This window comes from Lacticaseibacillus sp. 30 (assembly GCF_053819265.1).
This window is the reverse complement of sequence record NZ_JBSOQX010000005.1, coordinates 162573-177506: the sequence shown is the minus strand read 5'-3', so window position 1 is coordinate 177506 and position 14934 is coordinate 162573. Positions and strand designations below refer to the sequence as shown.

Sequence of the window (14934 nt, the reverse complement as noted above, 5' to 3'; positions counted from 1 at the left end):
GTATTTAAGATCACTGCCTTTTTAAAGATTTGAATGATGTTTACGACAGCGCATGGGGTGCCGTGACCATCTGATAAGTTTTATAAGGTCGGCCTGTCTTGCGATAAATCGTATCGCCTTTCAGAAAATGATGATCCTCCAGAAAACTTAAATATTTCCGGACAGAAACATGCGAGAGACCGGTTTCTGTCGTTAATTGTGCGACGGTAAATGGTTGCGGGAGTTGTTTAATGGCGCCTTGAATGAGTTGCAACGTGGCTTTGCTCAGGCCTTTGCCTAGATCGACTGTCGGAGCGATGGTTGTTTGTGGTTCGAAATACGTGTCGAGTTGACTTTGATCAAGCTGATCAGTTACCAATGCTTGATGCTTGGTTCTGTAACGTTGAATACTTTTTTCGAAGCGTTCCAACGTGAAGGGTTTGATGAGGTAGTCAATCACGCCTAAGTGCAAGGCATCATTGACAATGTTGACCTCGTTTGCCGCGGTGATGAGGATCACATCAACGGTTTGTTTGGTGCGGCGCAGGTCGGTTAAAAAATCGATGCCGTTGCCGTCTTTGAGGCGGATATCAAGTAAAACAAGTTGGATGGATCGGCTGGCTAAGAGTTTTTTGGCGTCGGCGATGGTTTCTGAAGAGTAGATGGTGTCAAAAGTGCCGATTTTTTCTAAATAATTGCGGTGGATAAATTGCACCATTGGATCATCTTCAACGATTAGGATGTTCGTCATTTTGAGCCTCCTCGTGGTAGTCCACAGTTAATGTTAGTGTCAGCGGATCGGTTGAGCTAACGGTGACTGAGCCGTTCAACTCCGTCAGCAGTTGTTGGAAGTAGTCTTGATGAATAAGCGAGATAAAGTCCGTTCGTTTGGCTGGTTCGTCTAAATGATAGGCGATCGTGAGACGATTCTGTGCGTACTCTAGCTGGATCAAAATGGTGTCCGGCAAATCGTGCTGCAGTAGCCCGAAATGTAGATAGCGGCTTAATGTTAACAGCGTTTTGGTTTCTTGGGTATTAGGATTAGGTGGTAGTTCGGGGGAAATTTCAAAGTCGAGGGTCGTTTTGCGCTCGGCAAACTTTTCGCGTTCACCAATCATGAAGCCGGCAACGAGTGGATTTTTGACCAGCAAGGCCAAGCGATTTGCAAATTCCTGCTCTGGTTTTAACAAATCTTGCAAGTAGATGGCCAATTCGTCATATTGTTTTATTGCCACCAAGCCGTAAATCACGTGCAGCTTATTCATGAATTCATGTGACTGGCTTTGCAGTGCGTTGGCATAGGCGGTGGTGTTGGCCAACTGATCGGCGACAAAGATCGCTTCAGTAGCGTTTCGTAGAAAGATAACGTAACCTATTTTTTGTTTTTTCACCATAATAGGTGCGGCAGAGAAAAGATAATCCTGACCATCCTGTTGATAAAACTGCTCGGTTTTGACATTCAGATTGACACGTTCAGGGTTGGCAATCAAGGTCGTCAATGGCTGGCCAATAAAGGCGCTTTCGGTGATAAGGTGATTTTGCAGCTTGGCGGCGGCTTTGTTGATGAGCATGATGACTTGGTGCAAATCAATCACAATGACAGGATCCTTGGTTTCTTCAAGCATTGCATTGCGTTCTTCAAGCAGCCTAGCAATTTCTTTGGGCTCAAGGTCATGAAGCTGATGCTTAATATAGTAGGCGACTAAAAACGCTGTCAGCAGGCCCATGATCGTACCGGCGAATAGCGCCAGCCGGAAGCCATCTTGCGAGGTCTTGATGAGTGTTTGCAGTGAGGTGACCTTAATGCCTAGTGCCACAACACCGATCTCTTTGCCTTGGCGATACACTGGGACGAATCCGCGCAGTGAGCGTCCCAAGGTTCCGCGCCGAACCGAAACATGCTCATGACCGCGCAAGGCAGTCACTTCATCACCACCTTGAAAATGTCGATTGATTTGTTTGGGATCGGGATGCGTCAGGCGAATGCCTTGCATATTCATGATGACAACAAAATCTAAATCAAAATTTTTCTCGACAGTCCCTGCGTAGGTGCGCGTGGCTGAATCAGCCTTGTTTGCTTCAAGTGCGGCGGTTACACGGGGATCCTTTGCTAACTGACGGCCAATTGAGATCAACAATTGACCTTCACGGCTTTCAAATTGCTGACGGTTTTCCAGCATGGTCAAACCATAAACAGTTAGAACCGTTAATAACAAGGTGGAAGTAAAAATTAATGAGAGCCAGCCCCATAGCCGCCATCCTTTTATTTTCATGATCATACTCCTGTTCAGTAGAGAAACCATCTTGTGAATAGTAAAACAATCGCTTAAATAAATGGGTTTATGGTTTAATAAGTTAAATAATCTTCCCCTGATGAAGCGCTTACAATATGCTGTAAGTAACAAAAGATTGGGGGTAAGGAAACATGGAGAACAAGACGGTTACACCCAACAAATCAACGAGTCCGCAGAAAAAGTGGATGGACTTCAAGGTAGGGTCGGTACCATTGCCAGTTTATATCGTGATGGCAGCGATCATCGTCCTTGCCGGTGTGATGCAGCAACTGCCAGTTAACATGCTCGGCGGGTTTGCGGTCATTCTGACGTTGGGTTGGTTATTAGGTACGATCGGAGCCAATATTCCGATTGTGAAGAACTTTGGCGGTCCGGCGATTTTATCGCTGTTGGTACCTTCGATTCTCGTTTTCTACAATGCGATGAATCCGAATGTGTTAAAAGCTGCAGACATGCTCATGAAACAAGCAAACTTTCTTTATTTCTATATTGCCTGTCTTGTCTGCGGCAGTATTTTGGGAATGAACCGTAAAATTCTGATTCAAGGATTGATGCGGATGATTATTCCAATGATGCTCGGCATGATTCTTGCAATGGGTGTCGGGACACTGGTTGGCGTATTACTAGGTTTGGAATGGAAACACACGATGTTCTTCATCGTCACGCCAGTATTGGCAGGCGGTATTGGTGAAGGTATTTTACCGCTATCTCTAGGATACAGCAGGATCACAGGCACGACCAGCGGCGCGCTTGTCGCTCAGCTTATTCCGGCGACGATTATTGGAAACTTTTTCGCGATTATGTGTTCAGGTTTATTGAATCGATTAGGGGAAAAGCGGCCAGAGTTGTCAGGCCAAGGGCAGCTGGTTCGATTAAACGGGGCCGAAGATGATCTCGCCGATGCGATGAAAGACGATACCGGCGAAATTGATTTGAAAATGATGGGCGCTGGCGTCTTGACCGCCTGTACTTTATTCATCTTGGGCATGTTGCTTCAGTCCATCACAGGCTTCCCAGGACCAGTGCTGATGATTGTTGCTGCTGCAATTTTGAAATATCTCAACGTTATCCCAGGAGAAACGCAACGTGGCGCTAAGCAATTGTATAAATTTATTTCCAGTAATTTCACTTTCCCATTGATGGCGGGACTTGGTCTCTTATACATTCCGCTAAAAGATGTGGTTGGTATGCTAAGTTGGCAATATTTTATCGTCGTGATCAGTGTTGTGTTGACGGTTGTTTCAACCGGCTTCTTCGTGGCTCGGTTCTTGAATATGAATCCGATTGAAACGGCCATCGTGACAGCCTGTCAAAGCGGCATGGGCGGAACCGGCGACGTGGCGATTCTGAGTACCGCCAACCGCATGAACCTCATGCCATTTGCGCAGGTCGCAACACGCTTGGGTGGTGCCATCACTGTTATCTCAATGACCGCGATTCTACGGATGCTTTCATAATTAGATAGAGCGTGAGTCGGCCCGGTTAGAAACCGGAGAGTAAGTGGCCTAGGGCGTGATGGTCGGGCTTTGACCATTGCGACCAAGGTCCTTACACGCAGGTTTCAGGGCCAGCGATCGCGTTTAGGTGGAGCGTGGACCAGTCCAGTTTCAGGACTTGGGAGCGCACTTTAAACAAGGGGGAAAAGAATCATGGCAAAGAAAGATTTTAATCAACTGGCACTGGATCAGGCAAAAGAATTTGGCGGCAAACTCAGTGTTGTCTCAAAGGTCCCGATTGAGACGCGGGATGATCTCAGTATTGCTTATACACCGGGAGTTGGTGCGGTTTCCTCGGCAATTGCAAAAGACAAGTCTTTGGTTTATGACTTGACGACCAAGAAAAACACAGTGGCAGTTATTAGCGACGGTTCAGCAGTATTAGGTTTGGGAAACATCGGTGCTGAAGCTGCTATGCCAGTCATGGAAGGCAAGGCCGCGCTGTTCAAGCGGTTTGCAAAAGTTGATTCAATTCCGATTGTGCTTGATACGCAAGATACTGAAGAGATTATTGCAGCAGTTAAGGCAGTGGCCCCAACGTTTGGCGGAATTAACCTTGAGGACATCAGTGCGCCGCGTTGCTTTGAAATTGAGGCGCGATTGATCGAGGAGCTAGATATTCCGGTATTTCATGACGATCAGCACGGAACTGCCATTGTGGTTCTTGCCGCGCTATACAATGCACTGAAAGTCGCTGGAAAGGATATTGGCGATATCAGGGTCGTTGTCAACGGTGGCGGTTCTGCTGGATTATCTGTTGCCCGGCGCTTCTTGGCCGCTGGCGTCAAGTATATTATGGTGGTCGACAAGGTTGGTATTTTAGCTGAAAAGAACGCCGATCAACTACCGCCACACCATGCCGCCATTGCGAAAATTACGAATCATGAAAATCGGACTGGCACGTTGGAAGATGCGCTGCAAGGTGCAGATGTTTTCGTAGGGGTATCCGCGCCGCATGTTTTGAAGCCAGAATGGATCAAAACAATGGCCGACAAGCCGATTATCTTTGCGATGGCTAATCCAGAGCCGGAAATTTTCCCAGATGAGGCATTGGCAGCAGGTGCTTATATTGTCGGTACTGGGCGGAGCGACTTTGCTAATCAGATCAATAATGTGCTTGCTTTCCCAGGTATTTTCCGTGGCGCTTTGGATGCACGCGCACGCAAGATCACCATTGACATGCAAATCGCTGCGGCGAAGGGCATCGCAAGTTTGATTCCGGATGCAGAGCTATCGACCACCAACATCATTCCTAATGCTTTTGACGGGGATGTTGCGGAAGTCGTGGCGGAAAGTGTCCGGCACGCGGCAGAAGCAACAGCAGAAGCTTAAAAGCAATATTGAAACCTCCTGACAAGGTTGGCAAGGGTCAACTTAGTGGGGAGGTTTTTAGAATATTGACGTTAATCATAGAAAGCAGAACGTTTATTTTTTTCTGACGTTATCATGCGTGTCGTCCGTTACACTAGATGCTGCAGGAGGTGAAGAAATGACTCGAAATCTTGGCATGTCGGTCCTATAGGGTGACAGCAAAAATTTTAAAAGCTGACGAGTTGTTGCATAAAAATGAAGCTTTCAAAAAAATATCGGAGATTATTTCCCGTGCATTTGCTTTTGTTGGGCGGCCTTGTCACCATGACGAGGCTACATGCTGGACATGAATTGGTATCTATGAAAGGATTCATTCTGGTTATTGGGATACTACTGCTTATTTTTACGGAAGTAGTGACTTATCGATGGCTGACAAGGCAGTCCACAGCTGACTAAGTACCTATGTAGTAGTGAGGCTAAACGGACTTATATGCACTTGGTAAGAGACATTGATATTGTCATACACTAGCTTGGCTTGACAGGACCTTTATCAAAGTCAGACAATAACATTGCGCTATCAAAAACACAGTCTGGTTGGTAGTCCAGACGCGGCTTAGGCTGTCAGTATCCTTCCTCCTTGGATGTCCAGATTGCGTGAAAATCTTAAAGGAGGTGTTAGTTTGACAATTCAAGGCAAGCTAACAGTTTATTTTGAACGACCTTTTTATCGCGGATTGTTCGAACAAACAATGGGAGACACGTATCGTGTTGCTAAAGTCACATTTGGGACACAAGCCCCGACAGCAAGTGAGTTGTTACATTTAATTCAACAACGATGGGAAGATCTACATTGGGTAGCCGCACAGGATGTTATTCTCCCCAAGTTACAGATGACAATAAGTCCAAAAAGGCGTAGTCGTCAGGCTCGAAAAGAAGTCCGTAACGCTAAAAGGACCCAAGCAACAACTTTTTTGAAGCTAGCACACAAGCGAAATTTGCAGGTGAAAAAGCAACGACGCAAGCAACTGAAAGACCAGCACGCTTGTGAGGTTCGCTTGAAGAAGCAGGCGAAACGTTTAGAAAAACATCAGGGACATTGATGGGCAATTCAGCATCAATAAATTAGATGAAAAATCTACGCGGATGAATACGTTGCGTAGATTTTTTTGTAAAATGGCCATAGAAAGTTGCTATATGAGGAGGCGGACTTATTGACCAGAAAAATCGTCAATCATCTAACGGTAGCAAATCGCCACCAATTTCGTAGTTGGTTAACAGCTCACTATCAAGACGCCTCGGAATGTTGGGTAGACGTTAAGCGTGGTGTACCGAAACAGGATGACACGTTTTGGTATGTTGACGCCGTGGAAGAAGCCATGTGTTTTGGCTGGATCGACAGTACCTACAAAAAGTTGGCACCTGATCAACCAGCATCGCAGCGCTTTGTACCAAGAAAAGTGGGGAGCGCGTGGTCGGAATTGAATAAAGAACGATGTCGCCGCATGATTCACTTAGGGAAGATGACGGCAGCTGGGTATGCTGTTTTGCCTGATATGAACCCGCGTCATTTCAAGTTTGATCCCAGAATTATTCGAGCACTTAAACGTCGTCCGGGTGCGTGGCAGTATTTTCAGTCGTGTCCGCCTTTGTATCAACGAGTCCGTTGTGACACGATTCAAATCAAAAGTCACCAACCTAAATTATTTCGTCAACGGCTGACAAAGTTTGCTAACGCCTGTCAAGCACAGCAAATGATCGGGCAATGGTGTGACGGCGGACGGTTACCTGTTAAATGAATACGGTTAACGCATTTAAGCTTCATCACAGTGATTTTTTAAATTGGTATACTTTTTATAGGTGTTGTCAGACTACCTAACAACAAACGTTGACGCACGTTTTTACCCGATTATACTGATAAAGTAAATATTGGTATATGAAAGGAAGTTCACAATGCGTATCGAGGAAGATTGTATTGGTAAGTTGGCAATTGATGAGGATGTCTTATATGGAATTCACACGACCCGTGCGCTAACGAATTTCCCGATCAGTACAGAGCGGACTGATCCGCTACTTTTCAAAAGTCTGATCATCATTAAAAAAGCAGCTGCACAAGTGAATGCAGCTGCAGGTACGTTAGATGTTCGAAAGTCGCGGGCGATTGTTGCTGCGTGCAACAGCTTGCTGATGGGGGAACATCAAGATGCGTTGGTCGCGCCTGCGATTCAAGGCAGCGCTGGGACTTCCGTGAATATGAACGTCAATGAAGTCGTCGCCAATTTGGCCAGCGCTGAGCTCAAAACGATTCGCGTTCATCCAAATGATGATGTTAATCAGAGCCAGTCGACCAATGATACTTATCCAACAGCCGGAAAGATGGCAGCATTACAGGCATTGCCACCGCTGAAACAAGCATTAACGTTTTTGATCAAAACCTTGGACGCTAAAGCACATGAGTTTGCGGATGTTGTTAAAGTGGGCCGCACGCAACTGCAAGACGCTGTTCCTACAACATATGGACACAGTTTTCACGCGTATGCCAGCTTGTTCCGTCGAGACTTAGCCCGATTGACACGGGCTGCGGCCGATTTACAGGCGGTTAACTTAGGCGGTACGGCGATTGGAACTGGGTTGAATGCGTCGCCTTATTACCGTAGTCATATTATTCGTCAGGTTAATCAATTGATTGATCTGCAATTGAAGCCAGCTGAGGATTTTATTGATGCAACGCAGAACTGCGACGTTTTGGTGGCCTTCTCTGGTGCTATGAAGGGACTTGCCACTGACTTGTCAAAAGTAGCCAATGATCTTCGCTTGTTAAGCAGTGGTCCACAGGCGGGACTTAATGAGTTACATTTACCAGCAAAACAGGCTGGTTCATCGATTATGCCAGGAAAGGTCAATCCTGTCATTCCAGAAGTCGTTAATCAAATTGCCTTTCAGGTGATTGGCCAAGATGTCACGATCAGTATGGCAGCCGAAGCCGGACAGCTTGAACTGAATGCTTTTGAGCCGATTATTTTCCGTGATTTGTTGCAAGGGGAGCGGTACTTGGCTCGCGGCATTGCAACCTTAACGTCAAACTGTGTGGCTGGGCTGACGGTTAATCGTGAGCAGTGTGAAACCGCGGTTCACCATTCGGCTATCAGTGCCACAGTTTTAAGCCCGTATCTTGGTTATGAGGCGACGGCTAGATTGATTCAGCACAGCATGAAGCAGCACGTTGCTATTCCTGACTTGTTGCGCTCGGAACATAAGCTGTCGGCTGCGATGATCGCGCGATTGTTTTCGCCGATGGTCATGACGAATCAAGAAACAGTGCCAGACTTATCAATTGCTGAAAAGTAGGGATTTGTTAAGCCTAGTTCCACGTGAAACGTCCGCGTATTCGAGTGAGTTTCACGTGGAACACAAAAAAGGAGGCCGCATGCATCGCAAAATCGAGATGCATGCGGCCTCCTTTTTAGTGGCTTCTTCCAACAAGGCTTCAGGGTTCAGATAACAGATGATGCATAAACTGCAAGACACCTTGTTCCTGATTGCTCTTAGTGGTTGTGTCGGCGACTGCCAGTACTGCTGGCGTTGCATTTGCCATCGCCACACCAAGACCAACTTCCCGTAGCATTTCTAAATCGTTGCCGCCATCGCCAAAAGCGCACATGTCAGCAAGTTGAATGTTTAAATGCCGACCAAGTGTTGCCAATCCGGCAGCTTTGTTCATCCCGGGTTGAATGATATCGATGTCGCCGTGGCCGCTGCTTGTCGGTTCTCCCAAGCCAACCAACAGTTGGCGCATTTCGGCAACAATAGCCGCGGTTTTTTCTGGAGGACAACTAATGGCAAATTTTAAAATGCGATCATCGAGATTGTCGAAAGTATCAACTAAACGTAATTGCTTGTAGTATTGTCGTGCCGTTGCGATATGGGTAGCATCAGTACTTTTCAGGGCATAGGCGCTTGATTGACCACAGACAAGAATTTTGAGATCAGGTATGCTAGTTAGTTTAGTCAGAATTGGTTGAATGGTACCGTTTTCAAAAGAACTTAAAGCATACACTTTGTTAGCATCGCGAATGTAGGCGCCGTTTTCAGCAACATAAATCGTATCAGGGAAAGCTTCAAAAAAGGAAGTCAGCTGAAAGTATTGATTTCCACTGGCCACCACCCACTGAATGCCTTGCGCTTGCATTTTTTCATGTAACGTCGCAAAAAAGTCGCGATCATAGGTCATGTCGTCTCTCAAAAAGGTGCCATCCATGTCTGTTGCTATTAATTTGAACATTGTTCTCTCCGTTAATGGTCAGTTAAGACTGCTTTGATTGTTGGCTTTCATCAGCCTGTTGCTGCCAGGTTAAGAACTCATCTTTTTGTTGTTGCCACTGGGCATGATCTTTATCAGTAATTCGCCGAATCATGCGAGCAGGATTGCCAGCAACGATGACATGATCAGGAACGTCTTTTGTGACCACCGATCCAGAACCGATAACAACATCGCTGCCGATGGTCACACCTGGATTAATAATGACGCCGCCGCCAATCCAGACATCATCGCCAATTTTGATAGGCTTACCATATTCTAAATCTTCACCGCGGATAGCGGCATCAATTGGGTGGCCGGCTGTAAATAAACTCACTTTAGGCGCTAAATAAACCCGGTTGCCAATGGTAATTGGCGCGGTATCCAAGAAAACACAATCTGTGTTGGCATAAAAATGATCACCGATTGACGTGTGAGCACCGTAGTCAACGTAGAAAGGAGGCTCAATGTAGTTATTGTCTCCAAATGCATGAAATAATTGTTTTAAAACCGCAGCTCGTTCTGCTTTTTTATCAGGGGCTAAATGATTAAACTGCCAGACGAGATCACTGCCTCGCTGACTCTCAACGCTGATCTCTGGATCGTTTGCTTTATACAGTTTGCCACCAAGCATTCTTTGCTTCATTGATTCCATATTGGTTAGAGCCTCCATACTTAAGATAAGCTCATTGTACCGAATCTTGGCTGTCATGACCAAACTAGAGTCGTTATGGGACGATTTTTAATTGGGATTGTGCGTGCATCATCATAACGCGCTCACAAAAAAGCCGATGCAACAGGCGCTTGCATCGGGGCTTGGTTAACCAGTAACTGAAACACGGGTTGGTTGATGTTCGATAATCGGCATCCATTGACTCACAATGGTTTCGGGGCTAAAGTGACTGGCACGTTCGAGACTTTGATGGGCATAATGATGCCGTAATGCTGGCTGTGACATCATCTTTTTGAGATTATCAACGAAATCAGGGACGTCTTGTGCCTTTGTGAGTAAACCGTAGTCATTGTTGCCAAGATATTCGCGTGAGCCAGTATTTTCCATTGCTACGATAGGTAAGCCAGAAGCCATGGCTTCACCGATAACTAACGGCATACCTTCCCAACGAGAGGTCGATACGAAGATTGAAGCATTACGATAATGATCGCGTAAGGCTTGGTCTTTCAGTGGGCCTTGGTAGATTAACTTGTCGGCCACATGGAAATAGTCAATCAAATCGTAGAAATTTTTCATATCTTCATCAGTGCCTGAGCCGGCAATCGCAATTTGCCAGTCATCTGGTAAAGATGCGGCGGCTTCGAGTAAGAAGTCGATACCTTTGTGGGCAATCGCAATGCGCCCAGTGAAGGCGATCCGGTGTGCGTCAAGATTTGCCTCACCAGTTGGGACGAGGGTGAGGGGATTGTAAATTTTAACCGTGTTCGGATTGAAACGCTTGTAAGAATTTAGGTCACTTTCAGTGAGGGTGACCAAGGTATCAACAGCTTGCAAGCCGCCTTCAAACTCAGCTTGCATTTGAACGTAGTAATCTTCCATGTACGTTGCGTAGTTATTGTGCATCCAGCCAATCAGATTGACCTCTGGTAATGCCTGCTTGATGAGCGGTGCGAAGCTGGTCGTCAAACCAGCAGGCAAAATCACAGCCTGAAAATGCTGGTCACGAATCGTCATAATCAAGTCATTGATTTGATCACGATAATGTGTATATGGGTCGCTCCCAAAGAAGTTAAGCAACTTGGGATCTGTCGGACGCGGGGCAATAAGCAGCGGGGCGTCCAATTCAAAATATGCAGGGGCATCTGCTAAACTATAGAAACTGACATCATAGTGTTTAACGAGATCATTTCCTAAAACAGTTGATGCGCGTTTAACACCGTCCATGACGATGTTTTCAAGTACGATCATAACTTTCATAAGTGTTCGCCGCTAAAGTCAGCGGCTCCCCCCTTTCTTCTGAGTACGTCACGATCTAACTGCAGAGTCCAGTCGAAAAGGCACGGCTGCTAAAAGAATAGCAGTAGGGGCCAAACAATTTCTAAGGTCTACTCAGAAACTGTTTGTATTATCATACTCGCTTTTTATTAGTAAGTGCAAGGATTTTCTGTTAAATGTTGGTATAGCAAGGTTCTCACGGGGTAGACGAGCCGGAAAAGAATGAATTGTGACATTTCCATGAATAATAGGTGTTATGTTTCATGTGAAACCTTCAGGCGGTGCTTATGACAATGAATAGGGATGAATAATTTAACGAGAATTTCTAGGAAAGTGAGGAAAACTTTTTTGGAAATAGTACCGGCATTAGTGGTATGTAAAAACCGAGTATTTTTGTTAAACACTCAAAAAACACAGCAGAGATGCTGCTGTGTTTCATGTGGAACGATTATTGCGTAAAGTTAATTTTGTTTCACGTGGAATTTGCGTCGTGCGCATTGGGCAAGCTGCGTGCTCAAGGATTTTAGGGATGTTGTGAGCGGATCAGGATGAATTGCGACATGTCCAAAAGTCCAAGCTTCGTAAGCATGCGTGAGCGTGGTGAAGTGTCGTTGATCGCCTAATCGTGTATCAATGCGGTGTGCATAGACTGTCAATGGTTGACTTGACTGGCGTCGTGTCACGCGCCGTAATGACCAAAGTAACAAACGATAACGGCGGGGAAAGTTTCTCTGTGTCAAATTGAAACTAATGGTGAACGCCACCAGCGCTGGTAGTTGCCAGATTAAGACAATGCATAAAGTCAAGACGACAGTCAAAACAATGATAGCTGTCCAATGAAAGCTGCCGAGAGACGATCGAGAAGACGGTTTCGGTTGAGTAGATGAGGCGCTCATAATGGAACGCGATTCTGACGAAGATACTGCTGAGCTGACTGCTGAACTGCTGGCTGATTGTGAGGCTGTATTGCTTGCCGCGGAAGGCATTACAGGATCATCAGGGGTGGCCGGATTGCTGAATCCTGGTGTTGGTTCGAAGGGAACCCAGCCTAAATTGTTGAAATAAATTTCCGGCCAAGAGTGTGCATTGCTATTGCGAATGATGTATTGTTTGTTCGCGCCACTTCCGCCTTCAAAAGTGCCAGTATTAAATCCTTTTGCCCATCGTGCTGGCAGGTTAATGCTGCGGCATAGGACAACCATAGCACTGGAAAAATTATCACAGTAACCAATAGGTGAATCGAACAGAAAGTAATCAACATAGTCACGATTTGCCGGTGTTTGCTGTGCATCTGTTTTTGAATAGGTGAAGCGCGGATCTGAGCGCAAGTAAGTTTGAATGGCGATGACTTTTTCATAAGGCGTTTTGGCATCAGCCGTGATTCTTTTTGCCAGTGTTCTAACTCGTTGCGGTAGTGAACTAGGAAGCCGTAAATAATTAGATGAAATTAACTGAGTTGAACTCGTAGCAGTTTCGAGTTGCGTATCGGTAAACTGTTTTTGCTGCACCTGAATATCGAGGCGTTCGAAGCGTTGATCATCGCTCGCAGTTATCCTTTGTGTGGCTGAGTTAAGCAAAAAATCGGTCGTGGGGTCTGGTTTACCGCCAGTAAAAGTTAATTGCCCATACGGTAATGGCAAAAAGGTTTTACCGCCGTTAAAAACTAGTTTCACTGACGTTGCTTGACCATAATCGACTCGAGCCGATGGATCACGCATAATAGCACCGTCTAAAGGAGCAGCTTGCGTCTGAAATGCAGATGGTCGCCAACCCGTTCCTGTATAAAAGGAGTCAACCTCGACGCGATAATAATGAGCTTCACGACTGGTGGCGGTGAATACTGGTGTGGGATCATCATATACCGGACCGCCTAAAACACGACTGTTTTCGGTGAATCCTGTGCGGCCTGAGCCGTTAGCGTAAGCTTCAAGGCTGGCATAGAAGCCTCGCTGATTGAGTCGTTCGCGCGCAGGAACAGAGATATTAGCTAACCAGTCATTCAACGGAGTGCTGGTGCTGAGCCACATGAGTCCAAGGGTTAAGCCAACAATACTAAGACTGCCAATTAAAAACGCTCGCCAGCGGGTGTGATAAAGGTGCAAAACAGCCAACAACCCGGTGACAACAGCGAGCTGGAAAAATTGTGTCGTCAGGTCGCTGCCATTGAAAACATGTACAGCAAGTAAATAACTGAGCACAATGGCCACTGCGCCAGGATAAAGTTGGAGAACAACGGTTATTAATAGTAGAAAGGCGACAAGAGCTACAATCAACGTCATGCTGAGGGTCGCAGGGACATCCACGCCACCAACTTGCAAAAACCGCCTAGTCGCGGTATTGAAGGTTTGGACATAAGTGTTAAACCAGGTAATACCAAAATGCTGTTTAAGCGGCAGTATTGCCCAAAGGCCAACGATCATGCTCAAGAAAGCAGTGGTTAGCCAAATTGGCCAAGCCCGTGGCCATAATGCGGCAAGATAACTAATTAAGCTGATGATGACAACATAGCCTGCGAGTTCACGAGGATGTGCTATCGGATTAATCACCGAGAAAGGCTGTACAAAAAGCGCCAATAACCACCATGTCAGCAAAATGGTAAGGAGACGTTGTAGCCATTTAGGCATGGTCATCACCTCCAGACAAGTCGACTAGTGTTGTAGCAGCCGGAGCCAGTGCATGTGTGAAAGGCACTGCGGCCTGTGTATCAGCAGTTAAAATAAGATAGGCGCGATGCTGATGCTGTGGGGTGGTCAAAACAGCTAAAGAATCAGGCGTGGCGGTACCGTCAGGCTCAAAGTTGGCTAGCGATGTGTTTTGCCGTCCTTGTATGACGGAGGTTAACCGACTGTCTAGCAGATAGCCGTTCCCGCTGAAGATGCCTGTGTCCATGAGACTTGCGAATAAGCTCAAGGCAGGCTCGAGTGACAGCGTTGGTGTTATTAGCAACAGCAATGTCCAGCTGGCCTGACCTTCATGCTCATCGTCATGAACAATCAGCGTATCGGCATGTGCGCTGACTTTCCAAGCGATTTGTTGAATATTATCACCCGGGAAATAATCGCGGAAATTTTTAATGCGGTCACTGGGCAAGCCAGCGTCAGCAGCAGACATTTTTTGCGAAAAGTCATCTGCAATTCGTGCGGCAGCTTCTGGTCTGCGTGCGGGGCCAACAGTGATCGGTGTGGCTAAACGCAAGGGTAGTGTTTTACGAAACCAGCCGAATAAATCAGTCACGGTGGCGGTCATCGGTAACTGATCATAAATGCCGCGCTGTAAGGTTAAACTGATTTTGGCTGTCCGTTGTCCGATTGGCAAATGCCATGTATGTGTTTTGGCACTGTCAAGCAGAAAAAGATTAGGTAGCCATCTGCCATGAGTCAGCGTGAAAAGGCGCGTTACCGGTCTATCGGCGATCATGTCAGGATTATCTGCTGTGAAACGCAGTGTGTTTTTCAATGGCCACAATAGCGGTATCGCAAGTAGTAGTATCAGGATAGCAAAGTCACTGGCAAACCAGCTGGTAGATGAGTTAAATGCCACGCCAAAAACGATCAGCAGGCTGAGCACAAGCAAAATGCCAGCATTGATAAAAAAGTTGCGCCAGTTCATGTG

General features: G+C 46.3%; 12 protein-coding genes. 5 read left to right on the top strand and 7 right to left on the bottom strand.

The window, feature by feature from the left end; translation table 11 throughout:
- Window positions 1–40 precede the first annotated feature (40 nt).
- Both ACWPAB_RS05440 and ACWPAB_RS05435 read right to left on the bottom strand, forming a co-directional pair.
- Window positions 41–730 (bottom strand): response regulator, encoded by a 690-nt coding sequence (locus ACWPAB_RS05440; protein WP_016367960.1) that lies wholly within the window; start codon window positions 728–730, stop codon window positions 41–43.
- Complete coding sequence (locus tag ACWPAB_RS05435; protein ID WP_016381448.1) at window positions 708–2252, bottom strand: Spo0B domain-containing protein; 1545 nt, start codon at window positions 2250–2252, stop codon at window positions 708–710. Before ACWPAB_RS05435 ends, ACWPAB_RS05440 begins: the two co-directional genes overlap by 23 nt.
- Before the next feature lie 152 nt (window positions 2253–2404).
- On the opposite strand from ACWPAB_RS05435, the gene ACWPAB_RS05430 reads away from it, so the two are divergent.
- The 5 genes from ACWPAB_RS05430 to ACWPAB_RS05410 all read left to right on the top strand — a co-directional run bounded on the left by ACWPAB_RS05430 (window position 2405) and on the right by ACWPAB_RS05410 (window position 8425).
- Entirely contained in the window at window positions 2405–3730 is a 1326-nt protein-coding gene (locus ACWPAB_RS05430) for a 2-hydroxycarboxylate transporter family protein (protein ID WP_016381781.1), read from the top strand.
- Between the two features lie 192 nt (window positions 3731–3922).
- Window positions 3923–5101: an NAD(P)-dependent malic enzyme gene (locus tag ACWPAB_RS05425; RefSeq protein WP_003586029.1), complete on the top strand. Its 1179-nt coding sequence runs from the start codon at window positions 3923–3925 to the stop codon at window positions 5099–5101.
- 659 nt (window positions 5102–5760) lie between these two features.
- Window positions 5761–6180, top strand: a complete 420-nt coding sequence (locus tag ACWPAB_RS05420; protein ID WP_003577099.1) for a YjdF family protein — start codon at window positions 5761–5763, stop codon at window positions 6178–6180.
- Between the two features lie 111 nt (window positions 6181–6291).
- The gene (locus tag ACWPAB_RS05415; RefSeq protein ID WP_003586025.1) at window positions 6292–6876 is read left to right on the top strand and encodes a YdeI/OmpD-associated family protein; all 585 of its coding nucleotides are present in this window, start codon (window positions 6292–6294) and stop codon (window positions 6874–6876) included.
- Between the two features lie 154 nt (window positions 6877–7030).
- Window positions 7031–8425 carry an aspartate ammonia-lyase gene (locus ACWPAB_RS05410; RefSeq protein WP_003577095.1) on the top strand — a complete coding sequence of 465 codons (1395 nt, stop codon included), beginning with the start codon at window positions 7031–7033 and terminating at the stop codon, window positions 8423–8425.
- 139 nt (window positions 8426–8564) lie between these two features.
- Here ACWPAB_RS05410 and ACWPAB_RS05405 read toward each other — a convergent pair whose 3' ends face one another.
- From ACWPAB_RS05405 to ACWPAB_RS05385, 5 genes are all read right to left on the bottom strand, one after another.
- A complete protein-coding gene (locus ACWPAB_RS05405; protein WP_016381780.1) occupies window positions 8565–9359 on the bottom strand; it encodes a Cof-type HAD-IIB family hydrolase in 795 nt (264 codons plus the stop codon).
- Between the two features lie 22 nt (window positions 9360–9381).
- Window positions 9382–10029, bottom strand: a complete 648-nt coding sequence (locus ACWPAB_RS05400) for a sugar O-acetyltransferase (RefSeq protein ID WP_003568292.1) — start codon at window positions 10027–10029, stop codon at window positions 9382–9384.
- 165 nt (window positions 10030–10194) lie between these two features.
- Entirely contained in the window at window positions 10195–11304 is a 1110-nt protein-coding gene (locus ACWPAB_RS05395) for a glycosyltransferase family 4 protein (RefSeq protein ID WP_003577090.1), read from the bottom strand.
- Between the two features lie 479 nt (window positions 11305–11783).
- Window positions 11784–13946, bottom strand: coding sequence for a transglutaminase domain-containing protein (locus ACWPAB_RS05390; RefSeq protein WP_016381779.1), 2163 nt, complete (start codon window positions 13944–13946; stop codon window positions 11784–11786).
- Window positions 13939–14931: a DUF58 domain-containing protein gene (locus tag ACWPAB_RS05385; protein WP_003586020.1), complete on the bottom strand. Its 993-nt coding sequence runs from the start codon at window positions 14929–14931 to the stop codon at window positions 13939–13941. The genes ACWPAB_RS05390 and ACWPAB_RS05385 overlap by 8 nt, the downstream gene beginning before the upstream one ends.
- Window positions 14932–14934 lie beyond the last annotated feature (3 nt).